The organism is Ensifer sp. PDNC004, assembly GCF_016919405.1.
Classification (GTDB): domain Bacteria; phylum Pseudomonadota; class Alphaproteobacteria; order Rhizobiales; family Rhizobiaceae; genus Ensifer.
The window spans coordinates 1,356,425-1,378,145 of the sequence record NZ_CP070352.1 but is presented as its reverse complement, the minus strand read 5'-3'; the positions used below and the strand labels follow the sequence as shown (position 1 = coordinate 1,378,145).

The following is a 21,721-nucleotide window of genomic DNA, read 5'->3' as shown; positions in this document are numbered from 1 at the left end:
AACGCATTGTACCAGGCGCGCCGTCTACCCGCTCACCAGCCCGCGTGCCACCTTCTCCGGATCAATCTGATCATACGAGGGTAAGCGGATCATGACGGCGGAACGAACGACAGTGGGCGTGGTGGGACTGGGCGCCATGGGGCTCGGCATGGCGACGACGCTCGCCGGAAAAGGCTTTTCCGTCAAGGGCTTCGACCTTTCCGACGCACGCCGAGTGCTCGCCGCCGATGGCGGGGTGACCCCGGTGACCTCCCTCGCTGAGGTCTTCTTCGACACCGATTTCATCGTCTTCTCGCTGCCGACCGCCAAGGACGTGGCAGCCGTCGTCGAGGCCAATCTGGAGACGCTGAAGGAGGCCGGTCGGCGGGTCGTCATCATCGACACATCGACCTCCGAGCCGGATGTCTCGCGTGATCTCGCTGCCGCCCTTGCCGGTCTCGGCCACGGCTTCATCGACGCGCCCGTCTCCGGCGGACCGGCGGGTGCCGCAAACGGCAAGCTGACGATGATGATCGGCGGCAGCTATCAGGATGTCGCCATTGCCGGTCCGGTCATCGACGCGATGTCGGCCAAGGCCCTGCATGTCGGCCCGAGCGGCGCCGGCAACGTCGCCAAGCTCGTCAACAACCTGCTTGCCGCGGCCCATATGGTGACGACGGGCGAAGGGCTGAAGCTGGCGCTTGCCGCCGGGCTCGATGCCGAAGAGGCGCTGAAAGTGCTGAACGCTGCCTCCGGCAAGTCGATGATCAGCGAAGTGCATTTCCCGACCTGGGTGATGAACGGCCGCTTCGACAGCGGCTTCACCATGGGCCTGATGCGCAAGGACGTGCGGCTTGCCAGCGAGCTTGCGGCGCGCACCGGCGCCGAGCTTCCGCTGACAAGCGCCGTCGCCAAGCTCTGGGCCGAAAGCCCGCTCGACAACGCCGAAGACTTCACCCGCATGGGCGCCTTCCGCCCCGTGGCCAACGACAACTGAGACCTGAAGGGAACGACGATGAACGACATGACCATGCCCGCCAAGGCCGAGCGCATCCGGGCGCTGTTCCACGGCCTCATCCCCGGCAGCGAGATCGGCAGCTATGTCGACGGCACGCTGGTACCCGGCTCCGGCGACGAACAGGCGCTGACCGATCCGGCGACCGGCGAAATCTTCGCCAACTTCAAGGATGCCGGCGCTGATGTCGTTGACGCGGCGATGCAGGCGGCAGCGCGCGCCCAGCGCGAATGGATTTCGATGACGGCTTCGGCGCGCGGCCGGGTGATGAACGAGATCGCCCGCAAGATCCGCGAGCGCGCCGGCGAGATCGCTGAACTTGAAAGCCGCTCTGCCGGCCGGCCGATCCGCGACATCCGCGGCGAGGCGCTGCGCGTCGCCGAGATGTTCGAATATTATGCCGGCTGGTGCGACAAGCTGCATGGAGAGGTGATCCCGGTCCCGACCTCGCACCTGAACTATACCCGCAACGAGCCGGTCGGCGTCGTCGCCCAGATCACCCCCTGGAACGCACCGCTCTTTACCGGCGGCTGGCAGATCGCGCCGGCGATCTGCGCAGGCAACGGCGTCGTCATCAAGCCGTCGGAACTGACGCCGCTGAGCACCCTCGTGCTCGGTGCGCTCTGCGAGGCGGGCGGTGCGCCGCGCGGCCTCGTCAACGTCATCGCCGGGCAAGGCGTGACAGCCGGCCAGGCGATGGTCGCCCATCCGAAGACGGCGCTCGTCGTTTTCGTCGGCTCGGCGCTCGCCGGTTCGGCCATTGCGGCAGCGGCTGCGAAGAACGTCGTGCCCTGTATCCTCGAACTCGGCGGCAAGTCCGGCAACATCGTCTTTGCCGATGCCGATATCGACCGCGCCATCGTCGGCGCCCAATCGGCGATCTTCTCTGGCGCCGGCCAGAGCTGCGTTGCCGGCTCGCGCCTGCTCGTGCATCGCTCGGTGCACCAGCAGTTCGTCGAGCGTTATGCCGAGGCTGCCGCCCGCATCCCCGTTGGCGATCCCTACCTGGATACGACGCAGATCGGTCCGATCAACAACGCCCGCCAATGGGCAAAGATCGAGGAAATGGTCAAGCAGGGCGTGGCCGAAGGTGCGACGCTTGCAACCGGCGGCGCCAAGCCGGCTGCCCTTCAGTCCTCCGGCGGCTTCTATTTCGCGCCGACCATTCTCGACAACGTCAAGCCGGACATGACGATCGCCCGCGAAGAGGTCTTCGGCCCGGTCGTCGGTGTTACCGTCTTCGACGACGAGGAAGAAGCGGTGACCCTCGCCAACGACAACCCCTACGGCCTTGCCGGTGCTGTGTGGACCCGTGATGTCGGCCGCGCCCACCGGGTCGCGTCAAAGGTGCGGGCTGGTACCTTCTGGATCAACGGCTACAAGACGATCAGCGTCATGTCGCCCTTCGGCGGCTTCGGCCGCTCGGGCTACGGCCGCTCCTCCGGCCGCGACGCGCTGATGGCCTATACCCAGACGAAGAGCGTCTGGGTCGAGACGGCGGAAAACCCGGCCGTCGTCTTCGGCTATTCGCCGGAAGCCTGATCTAGACATCTCCTGAAACGAGAAACGGCCGGCGAATGCCGGCCGTTTCTTTTTGTGACTGAAGTTCCGCTGGCTCAGAATTCAAATGCGGTCGAGACCATGAAGGTGCGCGGCGCGCCGGCGGCGAGGAAGCCTCGAGCCGACGAGGCCCAGTAGTTCTCGCCAAAGACGTTCTGCACGGTCGCGCGGACTTCCACCGGCTTGCCGCCTTCCCGCTCGAAGGAATAGCGCGCACCGAGATCGACTCGTGTCCAGTCCGAAACCTTCTGCGTGTTCCGCTGGTCGTAGTAGGTGCTGCCGGTATAGACGAGGCGGCCCGTCAGCGTCAGGTCCTCGACCCAGGGCGTGTCGTATTCGCCGTAGAGGCTGACGGCCACATCCGGAACGCCGGGAACGCGCTTGCCATCGAACCGCTCGCCTGTCCGCGAGTTTTCTGCCTTATCGAGCTTAGCGTCCATGAACGTGACCCCGCCGAGCAGGCGAACACCGTCAACCGGTTCGCCGTAGGCCGAGAGCTCGAGACCACGGTTGACCTGCAGGCCGTCGACGGCGAAAACGCCGCCGGTCGTCAGACCGTTGGGCTGTCTGATCTCGAACAGCGCTGCGCCCAACATCACCTCGCCGAGATCGTACTTGAAGCCGATTTCCTTCTGCTTGTTCACAACGGGAGCGAAGACCTCGTTGTTGTTCGTGGCAGTCGAAGGCGGCGTCGGGGCTTCGGTCAGCGCTTCCACGTAGTTGGCGTAGACCGAAAAACTGTCGGTGACGTTGACAAGTGCGGCCACGGCGGGGCTGAACCGCGAGTCCTCGTAGAAATAGGTCTGCTGACCCAGCGGGATTGGCCCCGGACGCGTATTGAAGCCGCGCACGCGCATTTCCTGATAGCGCCCGCCGACCGTCAGCTGGAACCTGTCGTCGGCAAACGACAGCGTATCGGAGATAGCGACGCTGGTTGCGAGCAGATCCGAGAACTGGTGCAGATCGTTCGAGCGCGGCAGCCCGCCCGTGTCCACCCAATCGCTCGGCACATAGACCGGCTTGTAGATGTTGGTCATGTAGCTTCTGAAGCCGAGCCTGCCGGGATGGAAATAACCGCGGTTGTTCTCATTGAGCGCTCGGCTCACAGAAACGCTGAGCTGATGACCGACGGGTCCGGTATCGAACTCCGAGCGAAGACCAACCTCACCCGAGACCCCCTGGATCTCCTGTGGATTGTAGCCGAACTCGGCCAGCGCATCGCCATTGGGATTTTGAATGGTGTAGGACGTGCTCAGGAAGTCCTCACGGTAGCGGCTGATGCCGCCGGCGGCGTAAACAGTGGTGTTGTCGAGCACGTCGAACTCGACGCGGCCAGCGACCATATTGTGTTCGCTGTCATGGTATTCGAACGGGTTGGACGTGTTGATCCGGCCGTCCGGCGCTTCCGGGATCTTGATGCCCGGCGCTGCCGCGTTGAACAGCGAGGCCGGCGCATTGATGTTCTGCTTGGAGTGGTTGATGTCGAGCGAGGCGCGTACCCGTTCGCCGCGATAGTCGAGGCCGAGCGACAGCACGCCGATCTCATTCTCGTTGTGATCAAGCGCCGTGTCGCCACCGCGATAGGATCCGTTGAAACGGACGCCCCATTCGCCCTCGGGTCCGAAACGGCGACCGACATCGAGGTGCGACCACAGTTGCGAGTCCGACATATAGGTCGTCGTCAGCCGCGTCAGCGGCTCGTCCGCGGCGCGCTTGGGCACCAGATTGATGGTGCCGCCGACGCGGCCGACGCCGCCGTTGACCAGGGTGCTCGGGCCCTTCAGGACCTCGACCCGCTCGATGCCCTCAAGCGGGCTGCGGCGCGGATTGGTGATGTAGAACAGGCCGTCGTAAGCCGTATCCAGGTTGGTGACCGAGAAGCCGCGGATGAAGAAGGAGTCGCGCTCGCTGAATGCCGGCGCATCCATGCGCACGGACGGATCGTTGAGCGTGACGTCGGCGATCGACCGGGCCTGCTGATCGCGGATCAGCTTGTCCGTGTAGCTGGTGATGCTGAACGGCGTTTCCTTGACAGGACGGTTACCGAGCGCGCCGAGCCGTGCGCCGGTCGCCATCTGACCGCCCGCATAGGGAGCCGAAGGCTGGCCGATGGTGCCGGTCTCAGGCGGCTGGCCTCCCGTTTGACCGACGGCCACAATAGGGGCCAGTTGCGTCGCGCCGCCCGAGCTGCGTTCAGCCCGGGCCGGGCTTTCGACCCGGTTGGTCTTGCGCACCTCCTGCGCCGACGCCGCTACGGCGGACATCGCCAGCAGCGACACACCCGCCAGAGCGACTTTGCCTCGCCGACGCGAAACCGAATTGAACCTGCCCCTTGCCATTCTCTTACCCCTGTAACTTCGATTAACGTGAATTCCGTATCCGCCACGGTCGCCGGCCGAACCCAGCCGCCGCTCAAAACGCGACGCACGCGCCTTGCCCGTTGAACAACGGTGCAGGACGAGCCCCAGACATTGCGTTCAGTTGCGGCTATTTCGACCGACAGACGGGTCTCGTGCGCAGCAGCTCGCTTCGGCAAAGCGGGTGCGTGACCGGCCCTTCGGTCACTGCGCGTGCGGTTACGCCGATGCAGGCCCGCAGCCAGACAAAGTGTCGGCGATCGCGGGGCGTCCCATGGTTGGGAACAGTCTCAAAACTGGGCGACATTGCGAACATCGGCATTGAAACATCAACTATAACAACGGCATAAAACTTGAATTTCTAAGTCAAGTCTGTGCACGTATAGTCGGATTCGGCCGGGCGTCCACGCTTTTTGTGCGTGAATTCAGCGGTTAACGGTAAACCGGACATTGCCTGCCAGATGCGGAAAGACGGGTAATCGGGCGTGGCGGGGTCCGTTATCTCACGCCGGACACGGCACAGCCCACTCCAACGCCGGCCGGCCGATCGGAAGCCGGGTCTCCGAAGATCGGAGGGGATGCCCTTATCGAGCGACGCCCATATCCGCCCAAGGGCCGCTCAGTCCGCCGGAGCGGCTCGCTCGCCTGTCAGGCGCGGAAGCGATCGAAAGCGGTCAAGCGCTTGATCGGCGGATCGGCTTCCTTCCAGCGGTAGATCTCCGAGCGGAGGTAGCCGAGTTCGTCTTCAAGTGCGGTTTCGGCGACCTCGACCCACCAGGCTTTCGGGCGCCCGTCGCTTCCGTCAGACCAGCGGTAGCCGCGGGCTTTCAGGTGGTCCTTCATGTCGAACGGGCTGTTTTCCGCAAAAATGCGGACGCGCGATCGCTGGCTCGCCTCGTAGAGTTCGGCAAAGGGCGTGCTGCCGGAGCCGCCATCCTTGGCAAGGACTTCGAGCAGAGCGAAACAGTCGTCGACCGCCCGGTGGCCGTCGTGGAAGTAACCGGCCTGCCCGATCAGATAGCCGAGCTTGGTGCCTTCGAAGCCGCGGGAAGACCAATCGATCTCGGAGACGGAACAGGCCCATGCCTTTCCTGCAAAAACGGGCGAGAAGGCCTCGCAGAAGGGACGGTCGAAGCCGGCATTGTGGGCGATGACAAGGTCCGCCTTTTCCATCAGCGTCCGCACTTCGTCGAGGTCGATCGTCTTTCCCGCGACCATCTCGTTGGTGATGCCGGTCAGGCGGGTGATTTCCGCAGGGATCGGATTGGACGGCTGCCGCAAACCGCCGAAAACGCCAGTCACGTCTCCCAGGTTCCCCTTCTCATCGAAGGTGAAGGCGATCAGCCCGATCTCGATGATCTCATCCTTGCGATGGTTGAGCCCTGTGGTTTCGGTATCGAGAATGACGCCATGCAGTGGAAAGCCGGGGCGAGCGACGGGCACCACAGCGCGCGGCACAAGCCGCTGCAACAGGCGATAGCGACCCGTCGCCTGAAGGTGACGGACCATATCGTCCTCGGTCAGCGATGCCCGCTTGACCGCCGGCCCACCGCCCGCCTTCTTGGAAATTGCCTCGTCCGAAACAAAGAGGTCGAACTGCTGCGTCATTCGGTTGTCCCGCAAGTTAACGACTCACACGTCTGTGTTCCAGAATAGCGGCTAACAGGCATGCTTCCCAGCAAATGGGGAAGAATGATGGGGACGACCGCTTACGCAAGGCCCGAGGGCCGGCAGGGCTAATCACAAAAACGGTGCCTGCCCGAGCCGACACGGCGCGCCAGATGGCGAGCATCGCCCCTTGAAAAGCCTTCGGCGGCATCTGCCGCCCTGTCCTCGCAAACGCAGAACAGGAACGGCAGTGCCGCAGCGGACATCGCTGAAAGATGAATATCCCAGGCAAAATCACTAGATCTGCACGTGTGTGGCAAGAAGGTTACAGCCACACATATGCGAACCAGTAATAGATAATACTTATCACTTGCTGAGCTCTGTTGGTGGCAACGGAGCGACGGCAATCGGGGGACAATCCAGACGAAGGAAGCGTGTGACGAAGGCCTTGCCTTCTCGCCACGCACGCTTGCGTTTGGCATTCGTGGTGGGGCACTTCTTCGATGACGTATTCCTGTCGTGACTCTGGACGAGAAATCGTTGCAACACGAAATTCTTCTCCCGTCGCGCTCTCCGTGGCCCGCCCCATGCGCCCGGCAGGTCTGCCCCGTTGGAGCAAGGCGGTCGCCACGTGGTTTGCGACGTTCCTAGTTGCGCTGCTGATGGCCGGCAACGCCTACGCCCTCTCAAATGCTTGCAACGAAATCAACGCCAATTGGTCGAATATTTCGCGCGGCGTACCAAGCGCATGGTTCGACGGCTTCTATGGGTCGTTCGAGCAGGGGGAAGAACTCTCCTATACAGCCACTACCACCAACAGCAGTGCTTTGGAAAAGAGTGGCGGCTATGCCGGAGCCTCGTTTGGGGTTTCGAAAGGCGGCGGCTACGACATAACGGTCGTTGAGCACACGATCGGCACGACCGAGCCGAACGATTTCACGCGATCCGGCACCATCGCGCTTGACCCGGGGCAGACATATTGGATCTACGTCATGGGTGGCGCCGAAGGTGGCGTCGCGACGGCTACGGTTACGTGCCGCTCGACGCTGTTGCCGCCCACCGTCACGTCGATCTCGCCGGCAACCGGTCTGACATTGGACACGACCGCCATCACAATCCGCGGCACCGATTTTACCGGTACGACAGGCGTCACTTTCGGCGGAACCGCAGCCACGTCCGTCGTCGTCGTCAGCGCCACGCAGATAACCGCCGTCGCGCCGGCGCATGCGGCTGGCGCCGTCGATGTCGTCGTCACCAACCCAGCCGGGACAGGGACACTTCCGGGAGGTTTCACCTATAACGCGCCATCGATCGACGCGACGCTCAGCCTCCTCTCTCCGAGCACGGGGACGCTCTCGCCTTCGTTCGCGCCCACGACGACGAACTATTCCATGAATGTTCCAAACAGCGTCTCGTCGCTGTCACTGACCTCAACGACCGCCGACAGCGGAGCGACCGTTTCCATCAACGGCACTCCGGTCGCAAGCGGCTCGCCTTCGCCCGCCATCGGCCTGGCCATGGGAATGAACTCCATCTTCGTGACCGTTACAGCGCAGGATCGATCCACTCAGAAGACCTATTCGCTTGTCGTCACGCGCGGCGCACCGTTGTCCCTCGCCCCGCCAGCCGGCACTTTGGCCCAGGGCACCGTCGGGGCGGCCTACGACCTGGATTTCGTCGCCTCCGGAGGAATGGCGCCCCGGACCTATTCCGTCACGGCAGGCGCACTTCCAACCGGATTGACCCTCTCATCGGCCGGTGCGCTCTCGGGTACACCGACGGCGGCCAATACCTACAACTTTTCGATCACGGCCACGGACGGCCATAACGATACCATCACGGCGGTGTACACCCTTGAAATAGTGGCGCCGACGATTGCGCTTTCGCCTGCGACCTTGCCTGCAGCAACGGTCGCCACCGCCTATAGCCAGACGATCACCGCAACGGGCGGGTCCGGCCCCTACAGCTACACGCTGCAATCTGGCTCACTTCCGGCGGGACTGACCTTGGCGAGCAACGGGACATTGTCCGGCACGCCGACGGCTGGAGGAAGTTTCGCGTTCACGGTCGTGGCCACCGACGCGTTCGGCAGCACCGGCGCCCGGGCCTACACCCTCACCGTCAACGCTCCGACGATCGCCATATCTCCGGCAAGCCTGCCAGGCGGCAATATCGGCGCGGCCTACAGCCAGACCATTCTGGCCAGCGGTGGAACAGCGCCGTATAGCTTTAACGTCAAGGTTGGCGCATTGCCGACGGGGGTGACGCTTGCCCCAGACGGCACCTTGTCCGGCACTCCAACGGCGATCGGCACTTCCAACGTCACCATTGAGGTCACTGACAGTTCCACCGGCGCCGGCCCCTATACCAGCACCCGGACCTACACACTGTTGATCGGGGCACCGGCGATCACGCTCTCGCCTGCGACCTTGCCAGCCATATCGATCGGTGCTGCCTACAATCAGGCGATCGTGGCGACCGGCGGAACCGGACCCTACAGCTATACGATGTCTTCAGGCACAGCCCCGCCGGGGATCACTTTGTCGGGCGACGGAACATTGTCCGGGACGGCAACAGGCAGCGGAAGCTTCTCGTTCACCGTCAAGGCGACCGACGCTCTCGGCAGCATCGGCACTCAGGCCTACACGGTCACGGTTGGCGCACCGACGATCACCTTTTCAACGGCAAGCCTTGCCGCCGGTGAAATAGGTGTCGCCTACAATCAGCCGGTGACGGCAACCGGCGGAACAGCACCGTACACCTTTTCCATCGTGTCAGGCACGTTGCCGGCCGGCATCACCCTGGCCGCAGACAGTACCCTTTCCGGCACGCCGACAGCGAGCGGAACCTTCAACGTTACAATTCGCGCCACCGACACCTCCAGCGGAACCGGCGCGCCCTTTTTCGCCGATAAAGCCTATACACTGGTGATTGGCACGCCCACGATCACACTCTCGCCTGCGACACTGCCTTCCGCGTCGACAGGCACCGCCTATAGCCAAACGTTGATCGCTAGCGGCGGCGTCAGCCCTTACGGATTTTCCGTCAACTCAGGCGCGTTGCCCGCAGGCCTCAACCTTGCCGCCGACGGGACGCTCTCCGGCACGCCGGCTGCGAGCGGGAACGCCACGTTCGACATCCAGGCAACCGACGCCCTCGGCAGAACCGGGGCGCAGAGCTACACATTGGCCGTCAACGCCCCGACGATCACGGTCGCGCCTTCGGGCCTCGCCGCAGGAACGGTCGGTACAGCCTACAGCCAAACGATCTCTGCCAGCGGCGGTGCAGCACCCTATTCCTATTCGGTGACCGCAGGCACACTTCCGGCAGGCCTCAGCATCGCGGCCGACGGCACCTTGTCCGGAACGCCGACTGCGGCCGGCAGCTCCAACTTCACCGTCACCGCCACGGATGCATTTGGCACACGCGGCGCGTCGACATATTCCCTGACAATCAAGGCTGCACCGCTGGCTCTGTCGTTCGTACCGGCCGCCGGGACCTTGCCGGCAGCCATGGCCGGCGAGAACTACAGCGTCGGCATAGTGGCGAACGGAGGTGTTGGCGCACTGCTCTACGACGTCAGCGGCGGCAGCCTGCCCAAGGGAATGATCCTGAACGTCTCCACCGGTGCGCTGACAGGGCCGCTCGACGCAGACGCGACAATCGGTGAACACCGGTTCACGATCAGGGCGACGGACACGGCCGGCAACAGCGGTACGGCGTCCTATTCCATCACGGTCGAGGCGCGCGAGGTGACAGCGCCCGACAGGACAGTCACCGTTCCCCCCGGCTCTTCGCCGCCGAATGTCTACCTGAATGCTGGCGCGACGGGCGGCCCCTTCACCTCGGCCGCCGTCGCGTTCGTCCAGCCGCCGAACGCGGGAAGGGCTGAGATCATCGAAGGTGAACTTGCCGCTGCGGGCAGCTTCACGCCCGTTGGATACTATCTGAAGTTCACTCCGAACCCTGCCTTCTCAGGTACCGCCGTTGTCGGTTACCGACTGTCGAGCGCCAGTGGCGCGTCGAACGTCGCCAGCGTTTCCTATCGCATCGGTTTTGATCCTCGGCATGTCGCGGATGAAGTCGACCGTCTCGTCCGTGGTTTTGTCGAAACTCGACAGAACCTCATCTCCTCGACGCTGAAGGTGCCCGGTCTGCTCGATCGCCGGAGAAATGCGACGAGCAGCGATCCCGTCACGACCCGCGTGTCGCCGTCAGCCGACGGCATTACGCTTGGTTTTGCCACCAGCATTTCGCAGATCGAGGCGGCCCGCAAGACCGCCGAAGGCGCCGAAACGCAAGTCGATCCCATGCTCACGCCCTTCGACGTCTGGATCGATGGCACGTTCCTGATGCACAAACGCGATCAGAACGACGGCCGGCGGGGCAATTTCGGAATGTTTTCGGCGGGTGCCGACTACCTCATCAACGAAAAGGCCCTGGTCGGTCTATCCTTCCATTTCGACCGTATGAGCGACCCGACGGAAGAGGATGCCGAACTGACTGGCAACGGCTGGCTCGCCGGTCCCTACGCCTCGTTCGAGATCGGCAAGGGCGTGTTCCTCGACACGAGCCTGCTCTATGGCGGCTCTTGGAACGACATCGACACGGCGTTCTTCGACGGCTCGTTCGACACGACCCGCTGGCTGTGGGACACCAAGCTGCAGGGACAATGGCTGATCGATGAGGAAACGATCCTGACGCCAAAACTCAGAGCGGTCTTCTTCAACGAAAAGGTCGATGACTACAGCGTCTCGAACGGCGCCGGCGGGACCGTATCCCTCGACGGTTTTACCGAGCAGCAATGGCGGTTCAGCGCCGGTGCGGAAATCGAGCGCAGCTACGAGCTTGAAAACGGCTTGACGCTAACGCCACGAATGGGCGCCAGCGTCGGTTTTGCTGCGCTCGACAACAGTGGCGCTTTCGGCACGCTGTCGGCCGGCGTCGATCTGTCCAACGACATCAACTGGAATCTGGACGCCGCTCTGCTTTTCAACATCGAAGAAGATGGCGAACAGGCCGCTGGCGGCAGAGTGGGGATTAGCGTGCGCTTCTAGTGGCGCCTTCGAAGGACAGCGGCCTGCGACGACCGCCGGCCGAACACTCAGGCGCAGGCTTCCTGGGAAAACGAAAACGATCGGGGCAGTTTGCCGCCGCTCCGATCGCAAATTTGTTTGGTACTTGGACTACGTCCGGCTCTAGGCGGCGCGGCTCCAGCTTTCGCGTGCCGCTGCACTTTCCAGCTTGAACTTCGCCAGCATCGTGCGCAGCTGGCGGCTTTCTTCGGCGAGCGTGCCGCTGGCCGCCGTGGTCTCTTCGACCATCGCCGCGTTCTGCTGGGTCATCTGGTCCATGTGGTTGACCGAAGTGTTGATCTCCTGCAGCGCGGTCGCCTGCTCACGGGCGGCAGTTGCGATCGTGTTGACGTGGCCGCTGACATTGTTGACCAGCGTCTCGATCTCCAGCAGCGCTTCGCCGGTGGAGCGCACCAGCGAAACGCCGGTTTCGACTTCCGATGCCGAGCTGTGGATCAGCGTCTTGATTTCCTTGGCGGCGTTGGCCGAACGCTGGGCGAGTTCTCGCACTTCCTGGGCGACGACGGCAAAACCACGGCCGGCCTCGCCGGCGCGTGCCGCTTCGACGCCTGCGTTGAGCGCCAGCAGGTTCGTCTGGAAGGCGATCTCGTCGATGACCGAGATGATCTGGTTGATGCGGTTCGACGAATCCTCGATGCGCCCCATTGCGTCGACCGCGCTCCGCACGATCGCGCCGGACCGGCCGGCACTTTCCTTGGTGGCGCGTACCATCTCATGCGCCTCGTTCGCCCGCTCGGAGGCGGTGCGCACGGTCGAGGTGATCTCGTCGAGCGCGGCAGCGGTTTCTTCAAGCGCAGCCGCCTGCTGTTCCGTGCGCTTCGACAGATCATTGGCAGCCGAGCTCAGTTCGGCGGAGTTGTCGTTGATGGTGCTTGCGGCGCTCCGCACGTTCTGCATGGTCGAGCGCAGAGTCACCATCGTCTGATTGACGTTCACCTGCAGCTCGGCAAAGGCGCCGTGGAATTCGCCGCGCATGGTCTGCGTCAGGTCGGCATCGGCAAGGGCTGCAATGACGCGGCGAACTTCGTTGACCGTCTGGTCGACGCTCGACACCAGCTCGTTGACGCTCGAGGCAAAGCGGTTGAGGTCGTCGTTTTCGTAGTCCTTGTTGATGCGGCCGGTGAAATCGCCGGCAACGGCCGAAGCGACGACGACGCTGATACTGGACTGCAGGTCGCTGCTGCGGGCATGGAGGGCCGCTTCCTGCGCCTTCATTGCACGCATGGCGATGCCGTTCTTGCGGAACACTTCAACGGCGCGGGCCATCTCGCCGATCTCGTCCTGGCGGGAAACGTCCGTCGCATCTCCATCGAGTTTGCCGTCGGCAAGTTCGCTCATCGTCGAGGTCAGGTCACGGACCGGCATGACGATGCCGCGGCGGGCAACGACGAGGCTGACGCCGACGCCGAAGAGAACGCAAAGCGCCGCAGCGGCGGCAAGGATCGTCATGGCCACGGACGAGGAGTTAAGCGCCTCTTCACGGGCAGCCGCCAGCGCATCGCCGGAATAGGTGCTGTAGGTCTTGACCGTTGCCGTCACTGTTTTTTGCGCTTCGAGCGCCTTGTCGAGTGCGGCCTTGACGGCGCCGGCATCGACGCCCTTTTCGGCGGCAACGGCGACCATGGCGCGGATCTCGTCGAAGTAGCTGTTCAGCGTCAGGCGAACATCGTTCAACAGCTTGTCTTCGGCATCGTCGGCGACGGCCTCGATCTTGGTCAAGCGACCGAGCATTTCTTCGGCACGCTTCTCGGTTTCCGCGCCAAAGTCGGCAGCGTTCTCAGGCGCGGCGGCAAGCTGATAGGTCATGCGGCTGACGGCGATGATATCGACGCGCAGGTCCATCGCCTCGCGCGCTGCTTCTTCACGCGCGCCGACATCGACGATCGTCGCACCGAGCGAGGAAAGACCACGCGCTCCGGCGAGCGCAATCAGGATTGAGGATATGCCCATGACCACGACCACGAGGCCGACCTTGGTCAAAATCGAAAGGTTCTTGAACGTCACTGCCGTGACTCCTTGGATGTCGCGATCGCGCTGTTGGGAGGGACATGGTCAGCCAAACCGGCGGGAGGAGGACCGGATGTTTGCGAGCGCCGTCGAGGGAGGAGGTCGGGCGCGCACTGACCGATAAGCACTTAGTAATTTCGAATTTAAATTCAGGTTAAAAAAGCGATCGCGTCTTTTCGCAGTTGCAGCACAAGAAAGTGCGCATATCCCAGAACGAAAAACGGGCGGACGATCGCTCGCCCGCCCGCAGACCACCGCAGCAGTCTTGGGAGATTTCAGTCTTTCCGGCTTATGACCGGCCGTAGCCGCCGCCGGTCGGCGTCACCACGGTAAAGGCTTCGCCCGCCTCGAGCACCGTGTGGGCACAGCCCGACAGCTCCTCCGTCCGGCCGTCATTGCGGCGAACGATGTTGCGGCCGAGTTCACCCGGGCTGCCGCCCTTGATGCCGAAGGGCGCGACACGGCGATGTCCGGAGAGGATCGCGAAATCGAGCGTTTCGCGCGCCCGGATCGTGCGCTTCGTGCCGTTGCCGGCGTGCCACTGGCCACGACCGCCGGAGCCGAGGCGAATGTGGAAGTCTTCGAGCACCACCGGGAAGCGGGTTTCGAGGATTTCCGGGTCGGTGAGGCGCGAGTTGGTCATGTGCGTGTGAACCGCATCGGCACCGTTATAGCCGGGACCGGCCGGCGCGCCGGAGCAGATCGTCTCGTAATACTGATAGTTGTCGTTGCCGAAGGTCAGATTGTTCATCGTCCCTTGCGCGCCCGCCTGGCTCTGGACCGCACCGAACAGGCAGTTCGTCACAGCCTGGCTGACCTCGACATTGCCGGCGACGACAGCGGCCGGATAGCGCGGCGTCAGCATCGTGCCCTCGGGGATGACGATGTGGATCGGACGCAGGCAACCGGCATTCATCGGGATGTCGGCCTCGACGAGCACGCGGAAGACATAGAGAACCGCCGCGCGGGTGACAGGCGCCGGCGCATTGAAGTTGTCGCCGCGCTGCTCGGACGTGCCGGTGAAATCGACCGTCGCCTCGCGCTTGTCGCGGTCGACGGTGATCTTGACCACGATGCTGCAGCCCTGGTCCATCTCGTAGGAGAACTCGCCGTCCGGCAACTGGTCGAGCACGCGGCGCACGCTCTCGGCGGCATTGTCCTGGACGTGGCCCATATAGGCCTCGACCACATCCTCGCCGAACTGGGCGATCATCTTCTTCAGTTCGGCGACGCCCTTTTCGTTGGCCGCAACTTGCGCCTTCAGGTCGTTGACGTTCTGCAGGATGTTGCGCACCGGATAACGAGCACCGTTCAGAAGCGTTTCGAGCTCCGCTTCGCAGAAGCGGCCGGCATCGATGAGCTTGAAGTTGTCGATATAGACGCCTTCCTCCTCGATATTGGTGGCAAGCGGCGACATCGAGCCCGGCGAAATGCCGCCGATATCGGCATGGTGGCCGCGGCTGGCGACCCAGAAGCGGATCTCTTGTCCGGCATCGTCGAAGACGGGCGTGCAAACGGTGAGGTCAGGCAGGTGCGTGCCGCCGTTATAGGGCGCGTTGATCAGGAACACGTCGCCCGGATGGATGACCGGGTTTTCGCGGATCGCGGTCGCGACCGAGGCGTCCATGGAGCCGAGATGCACCGGCATGTGCGGGGCATTGGCGACGAGGTTGCCTCTGTTGTCGAAGACGGCGCAGGAGAAATCGAGCCGCTCCTTGATGTTGACCGAATAGGCCGTGTTCTGCAGCGTCACGCCCATCTGCTCGGCGATCGACATGAACAGGTTGTTGAAGATCTCCAGCATGACCGGATCGGCATGGGTGCCGATCGCGCTTTGCTGCTGCAGCACCTTAACGCGGCGAAGCACGATATGGTCCTTGGCGGTCAGTTCCGCCTGCCAGCCGTCTTCGACGACGACGGTCTGGTTCGGTTCGATGATGATCGCCGGGCCGTCGAGCCGCTGGCCGGGGCTCAGTTCGGCGCGCAGGACGACCGGCGCGTCGTGGAACTGGCCTTGCGAATAGAAGCGGGTGCGGCGTGAAACGTCGGGGATGCCCGTGGTGACGGACGCGCCTTCGCGTTCCATCTGGGCAGCACCACCGCCGACCGTCTCGACTTCGACGGCATCGATGACCAGCGCCTTATTGTCGGCAACGAAGCCGAAGCGGCGCTTGTGCAAGGTTTCGAACTCGGCGCGCAGGCGGGCGATGTCGTCATGGGCGGGGTAGGTTGCGTCGACCGCGAGCACCGTGTCGGTGCCGGCGTAGCGGATATGGGCACGCAGATGGGTGCGGATCTCGTCGCGGGCGATCCCCTGTGCCTCCAGTTCGCCGCGGCATTCGACCTCCAGTTCGGCGCCAAGCGTGCTCAGCGCTGCCGGCGCCTGGTCGTCGAGCGCGACGCCGAGCGCCTTCTGGCGGGTCGAGCGGATATCGGCGAGCCCCATGCCATAGGCCGAAAGCAGGCCGGACATCGGGTGTACGAGAATGCTCTTCATGCCGAGCTGATCGGCAACGAGGCAGGCGTGCTGGCCGCCGGCGCCGCCGAAGCAGCTGAGCGCATAGCGCGTGACGTCATAGCCGCGCTGCACGGAAATCTTCTTGATCGCCTCGACCATGTTGGCAACGGCAATGCGGATGAAACCGTCGGCCACGTCCTCGGGGCTGCGTCCATCGCCGATCTCGGTTGCCATGGCGGCAAAGCGGCCACGCACGGTCTCGACATCGAGACGCTCGTCCTGGTTCGGGCCGAAGAGCGCCGGGAAGAAGTCCGGCATCAGCTTGCCGAGCATGACATTGGCATCGGTAACCGCGAGCGGGCCGCCGTTGCGGTAGCAGGCGGGGCCAGGGTTGGCGCCGGCGGAGTCCGGGCCGACACGGAAGCGCTCGCCGTCGAAATGCAGGATCGAGCCGCCGCCGGCGGCAACGGTGTGGATCAGCATCATTGGTGCGCGCACGCGCACGCCGGCAACCTCGGTCTCGAACGCGCGCTCATATTCGCCGTCGAAATGGGCGACATCGGTGGAGGTGCCGCCCATGTCGAAGCCGATGACGCGATCAAAGCCCGCGGCTTCACCGGTCTTGGCCAGCCCGACGACACCGCCGGCCGGACCGGAGAGAATGGCGTCCTTGCCCTGGAACATCTCCGCTGCCGTCAGGCCGCCGGATGACATCATGAACATGACGCGCGCGCCGGTGCGGGCAATATCGAGTTCGCCGGAGACCTGGGCAACGTAGCGGCGCAGAACCGGGGAGAGATAGGCATCGATGACGGTGGTGTCGCCGCGGCCGACATATTTGATCAGCGGCGAGACTTCATGGCTGACGGAGACCTGTTCGAAGCCGAGCTCACGGGCGATGCGGGCAACGGCCGCCTCATGCTCCGGGTATTTGTAGGCATGCATGAAGACGATGGCGACGGCTTTGTAGCCCTTGCCCTTGAGATCTTCGAGGGCAACGCGCGCCTTTGCCTCGTCGAGCGGCTGCTCGACGATACCGTCGGCCAGCACACGCTCGTCAAGCTCAACGATATCCTGGTAGAGCGCTTCCGGCTTGATGATTTCGGTCGCGAAGATCTTCTTTCGCTCCTGATAGCCGATCTTCAGCGCGTCGCGGAAACCCTTCGTCGTCACCAGCGCCAAGGGTTCGCCCTTGCGCTCGAGCAGCGCATTGGTGGCAACCGTCGTGCCCATGCGCACTTCGCCGATGAGACCGGTCGGGATCGGCGCACCGGTCGCAAGGCCGAGATGCAGGCGAATGCCCTGCACGGCCGCGTCGCGGTAGGCCTCGGGATTTTCCGAAAGCACCTTGCGCGCATGCAGATTGCCCTGCGGATCGCGACCGATGACATCGGTGAAGGTGCCGCCACGGTCGATCCAGAAGTCCCAACTGCCGGTTTCGCGTGCGCTCATTGTCCATCCCTCTCGTTCGCGAGCCGCATCATTGTGCAAGCCCGGAAATTCATCAAAGCAGTTCGTTGACAAAATGTCGATAAAATGATGACATAAAATCGTCAAGATGAGGAAGAGCTGAATGACGAAGAAGTCGGAGGAGAGCTTCGAAGGACGGGAATGGGCCGAAAACGCCCTGCCCGAACATTTAAAGCCGGTCGCGGCCATCGGCCCGATCGTCTCTTCCGCGCACCTTGCCGAAGGCGGCTCTCCCGGCCTCTCCGAGGTCGAATACGGGTTGATTCTCGCGTCGCACGCCTTTCATCGCTGGATGATGCGCTGCATGGCGGCTGCCGGCGTTCCCGGTCTTTCGCCGATCGAAATCCTGATTCTGCACACGATCCGTCATCGCGATCGCGGCAAGAAGCTCGCCGACATCTGTCTCGTGCTCGACATCGAAGACACGCATGTCGCGACCTATGCGATCCGCAAGCTCGAGGCCGCGGGCCTGGTGACGACGGGCAAGGAAGGCAAGGAAAAAACCATCCGCATCACCGACAAGGGGTCGGACGCCTGCAGCCGCTACGCGAAGATCCGCGAAAGCCTCCTGGTCTCCTCGACTGCAAAGGCCCGCCCCTCCGAAGAGACACTCTCCGAAATCGCCGCCGTCCTGCGTTTCATGTCGGGCGCCTATGAACAGTCCGCGCGCGCCGCGACCACACTTTAAACGAGGAAGACCGCGTGACCGTCGAAAAGCCTGCGCCATTGCTCGCCGTTGAGAAGCTTTCCGTCGCCTTCAACGGCAATCCCGTCGTCGAAGACCTGAGCTTCACGGTAACTCCGGGGCGCACATTGGCAATCGTCGGCGAATCCGGCTCCGGCAAATCGGTGACCTCGCTGTCGATCATGCGGCTCGCCGACATGATGGGCGGCCAGTTTCCGACCGGGCGCATCCTGTTTCGCGGCAAGGACGGCGAGATCGACCTGACAGCTGCACCGCAGAAGACCATGCGCGCCATCCGCGGCAAGGAGATCGCCATGATCTTCCAGGAGCCGATGACCTCGCTGAACCCGGTCTTCACCATCGGCGACCAGGTCGCCGAAGTGCTTATGCTGCATGAGAAGATGACCAAGGCCGAAGCGCTCGTCGAGACGCGCCGCCTGCTCGACATGGTCCGCCTTCCCGACAGCGCCGAACTGATCGGCCGTTATCCGCATCAGCTCTCGGGCGGCATGCGCCAGCGCGTCATGATCGCCATGGCGCTCGCCTGCCGGCCGAAGCTTCTGATTGCCGACGAGCCGACGACGGCGCTCGACGTCACCATCCAGGCGCAGATCCTGACGATCATCCGAGACCTGCAGAAGGAACTCGGCATGGCGGTAATCTTCATTACCCATGACATGGGCGTGGTTGCCGAAATGGCCGACGACGTCGTCGTCATGTGGAAGGGTCGCAAGGTCGAGGAAGGCCCGGTCGACGAGATCTTCGCAAGCCCCAAGCACCCCTACACCCAGACGCTGCTTTCCGCCGTGCCGAAGCTCGGCAGCATGACCGGCGAGGAATTCCCGAAGCGCTTGCTGCTGACCATGATGGTGGACGGCGAGCCGAAACGTGTCGGCGAAACCCATATCCAGCGCACCGCCCGCTACGACGCAGCACCGATCCTTTCGGTGCGCGACCTCGTCACCCGCTTCGACGTGCGCAAGAACCTGTTCGGCAAGGCGACGCATCGCGTGCACGCCATCGAGAATGTCAGCTTCGAGATCTTTCCGGGCGAGACGCTAGCGCTCGTCGGCGAGAGCGGTTCCGGCAAGTCGACGATCGGCCGCACGATCCAGCAGCTGCAGAGCGCAACCTCCGGCGAGATCCTTTTCGGCGGCCGGCCGGTCTCGGCCATGAGCTATGCCGAGCGGCAGCGGCTGAAGCAGGAAATCCAGTACATCTTCCAGGATCCTTTCGCCTCGCTCGACCCGCGCAAGACGGTGGGCTTCTCGATCGCAGAGCCGATCCGCACCCATGGCCTGATCCTTGGCGAAAAGGAAATCGAAAAGCGCGTGCATGAACTGCTGGAGCGCGTCGGCCTGACGGCCGCGCATGCCAAGCGCTATCCGCATGAATTCTCCGGCGGCCAGCGTCAGCGCGTCTGTATCGCCCGTGCGCTCGCCTCCCGCCCCAAGCTGATCATCGCCGACGAGGCGCTGTCGGCCCTCGACGTCTCCATCCAGGCGCAAATCATCAACCTGTTCATGGAACTGCAGGAGCAGGAAGGCCTCGCCTATCTGTTCATCAGCCATGACATGGCGGTCGTCGAGCGCATGAGCCACCGTGTAGCCGTGCTCTATCTCGGCCAGGTCATGGAATTCGGCAGCCGCCAGCAGGTATTCGAAACGCCTGGTCATCCCTATACGCGCCGGCTGCTTTCCGCAGTGCCCGTCGCCGAGCCCGGCAAAGGCCGCGAACGCGCGATGCTCGAAGGCGAAATCCCGAGCCCGATCCGTCGTGTCGGCGACGAACCCGCGGTTCTGCCGCGCAAAGAGATCGCCCCTGGCCATTTTGTGGCCAAGGGTGCGTGAGCCGCTTTCTTTCTTTGAAGAAGGCTGTCGAAACAGGAGTGAGTAAATGATCAACAAAAAGGGGATCCACGCCGCTTTCATCGCCCTTGCGATGGCGGGCAGTTTCATGACCGCAGCCCCGGCCTTTGCCGCGGGCACGCTGACGGTGTCTTCGCCGCAGGATCCGGGAAGCTGGGACCCGGTCGACACCTTCCTCGTCAACTGGGCGTCGGTTGCCACCAACATCTATGACGGCCTGACCTATCGCGGCCCCGACTTGAAGCTCGTGCCCGGTCTTGCGACCGCCTGGGAAGAGCTCGACGGCGGCAAGCGCCTGCGCTTCACGCTGCGCGAAGGCGTTAAGTTCCACAATGGCGAGCCCTTCAACGCCGAAGCGGTGAAGTTCACCTTCGACCGCCTGCTCGGCGAAGAAGGTTCCAAGGGCCCGCAGAAGTCCAACTATGCCGTGATCGAGAAGGTCGAGATCGTCGACGAAAAGACCGTCGACCTCGTTCTCAAGACCCCGGATCCGGTGCTTCTCACCAAGCTCGCCGGCTACGGCGCGATGATCGTGCCGCCGAAGTATATCCAGGAAAAGGGCGAAGACTACTTCAACGCCCATCCTGTTGGTACCGGCCCGTTCAAGTTCGTCTCCTATGAGCCAAAGGTCGGCATCAAGCTCGAAGCCTTCGCCGATCATTGGGGCGGCGCGCCGAAGCTTTCCAACCTCAACTACCGCTTCATCTCGGAGCCGGCGACCGCCGTTGCCGAACTGCAGGCAGGCCGCGTCGATCTCGTCATCCCGCCGACCATTCCGATCGGCATGATCCCGACGATCCAGGACGACAGCAACCTGGAGATCGTCACCAGCGCCGGCCCGACGGTCTATGCGCTGCGCTTCAACACCCGCGACGGCATCACCAAGGATCCGAAGGTCCGCAAGGCGCTGATCCTCGGCGTCGACCGCGACACCATCATCCAGTCGATCCTCGGCGGCCAGGCAGACCCGATCGCCAGCTTCCAGGGCAAGCTCTCCTTCGGCTTCGACCCGGCGATGAAGCCGCTGCCTTACGATCCGGAACAGGCCAAGGCGCTTCTCAAGGAAGCTGGCGTTGCGCCGGGCGCAACGGTCCAGATCGACGTTCGCGGCAACGACGCGACCTTCAACGAGGTCGTGCAGGCGGTCGCCAGCTACCTGCAACTGATCGGCATCAACGCGACGATCAAGCCGTATGAAACCAACGTTCTGCTGAACGACATCATTCCGGCCGGCAAGACCGGCGCGATGTTCCAGCAGTCCTGGGGCGGCTGGACGCTCGACTACGACAACACCGCCTACTCGATGTACCACTCCGGCGAAAAGTGGAACCCCTACGACAAGGACGCGGAACTCGACAAGCTGCTCGAGTCGCAGCGTTCGATCACCGATCAGGCGAAGCGCGAGGAAATCCTCAAGCAGATCGCCAACTACGCCGCCGATCGTTCGCTCGAGATGCCGCTCTACAACCTCAACGCCATCTTCGGCGTGAGCAAGCGCGTCAAGAATTTCGTGCCGGTGCCGGACAGCCGCCTGCGGCTGACGGATGTGACGGTCGAGTAAAAACAGTGCGGTCCGCCGCCGCTTCGGGGCGGCGGACCATTTTCCTTAAAGGGCGGG

10 protein-coding genes are annotated in these 21,721 nt (G+C 63.4%); 6 read left to right on the top strand and 4 right to left on the bottom strand.

Going from position 1 to position 21,721, the window contains the following annotated elements; all coding sequences use genetic code 11:
* Window positions 1-91 precede the first annotated feature (91 nt).
* Window positions 92-976, top strand: a complete 885-nt coding sequence (locus JVX98_RS06085) for an NAD(P)-dependent oxidoreductase (RefSeq protein ID WP_205236151.1) — start codon at window positions 92-94, stop codon at window positions 974-976.
* Window positions 977-1,003: 27 nt separating this feature from the next.
* The gene (locus JVX98_RS06080) at window positions 1,004-2,536 is read left to right on the top strand and encodes an aldehyde dehydrogenase family protein (RefSeq protein WP_192450535.1); all 1,533 of its coding nucleotides are present in this window, start codon (window positions 1,004-1,006) and stop codon (window positions 2,534-2,536) included.
* Between the two features lie 74 nt (window positions 2,537-2,610).
* On the opposite strand, the gene JVX98_RS06075 is transcribed toward JVX98_RS06080, so the two are convergent.
* The gene (locus JVX98_RS06075) at window positions 2,611-4,893 is read right to left on the bottom strand and encodes a TonB-dependent receptor (RefSeq protein ID WP_371826498.1); all 2,283 of its coding nucleotides are present in this window, start codon (window positions 4,891-4,893) and stop codon (window positions 2,611-2,613) included.
* 666 nt (window positions 4,894-5,559) lie between these two features.
* Window positions 5,560-6,519, bottom strand: a complete 960-nt coding sequence (locus tag JVX98_RS06070; RefSeq protein WP_205236150.1) for a 3'-5' exonuclease — start codon at window positions 6,517-6,519, stop codon at window positions 5,560-5,562.
* Window positions 6,520-7,106: 587 nt separating this feature from the next.
* On the opposite strand from JVX98_RS06070, the gene JVX98_RS06065 reads away from it, so the two are divergent.
* Window positions 7,107-11,576, top strand: a complete 4,470-nt coding sequence (locus tag JVX98_RS06065; protein ID WP_205236149.1) for a putative Ig domain-containing protein — start codon at window positions 7,107-7,109, stop codon at window positions 11,574-11,576.
* A gap of 141 nt (window positions 11,577-11,717) precedes the next feature.
* On the opposite strand, the gene JVX98_RS06060 is transcribed toward JVX98_RS06065, so the two are convergent.
* Together JVX98_RS06060 and JVX98_RS06055 are read right to left on the bottom strand one after the other, a co-directional pair.
* Window positions 11,718-13,619: a methyl-accepting chemotaxis protein gene (locus JVX98_RS06060; RefSeq protein ID WP_205236148.1), complete on the bottom strand. Its 1,902-nt coding sequence runs from the start codon at window positions 13,617-13,619 to the stop codon at window positions 11,718-11,720.
* A 292-nt stretch (window positions 13,620-13,911) separates the two neighbouring features.
* On the bottom strand, window positions 13,912-17,532 hold the full coding sequence (locus JVX98_RS06055; protein WP_205236147.1) for a hydantoinase B/oxoprolinase family protein: 3,621 nt from the start codon (window positions 17,530-17,532) through the stop codon (window positions 13,912-13,914).
* Window positions 17,533-17,653: 121 nt separating this feature from the next.
* Here JVX98_RS06055 and JVX98_RS06050 point away from each other — a divergent pair, with 121 nt between their 5' ends.
* The 3 genes from JVX98_RS06050 to JVX98_RS06040 all read left to right on the top strand — a co-directional run bounded on the left by JVX98_RS06050 (window position 17,654) and on the right by JVX98_RS06040 (window position 21,664).
* On the top strand, window positions 17,654-18,238 hold the full coding sequence (locus tag JVX98_RS06050; RefSeq protein WP_205236146.1) for a winged helix DNA-binding protein: 585 nt from the start codon (window positions 17,654-17,656) through the stop codon (window positions 18,236-18,238).
* A gap of 14 nt (window positions 18,239-18,252) precedes the next feature.
* Window positions 18,253-20,085 (top strand): ABC transporter ATP-binding protein, encoded by a 1,833-nt coding sequence (locus JVX98_RS06045; protein WP_205236145.1) that lies wholly within the window; start codon window positions 18,253-18,255, stop codon window positions 20,083-20,085.
* 91 nt (window positions 20,086-20,176) lie between these two features.
* Window positions 20,177-21,664, top strand: a complete 1,488-nt coding sequence (locus JVX98_RS06040) for an ABC transporter substrate-binding protein (RefSeq protein WP_371742649.1) — start codon at window positions 20,177-20,179, stop codon at window positions 21,662-21,664.
* Window positions 21,665-21,721: the final 57 nt, after the last annotated feature.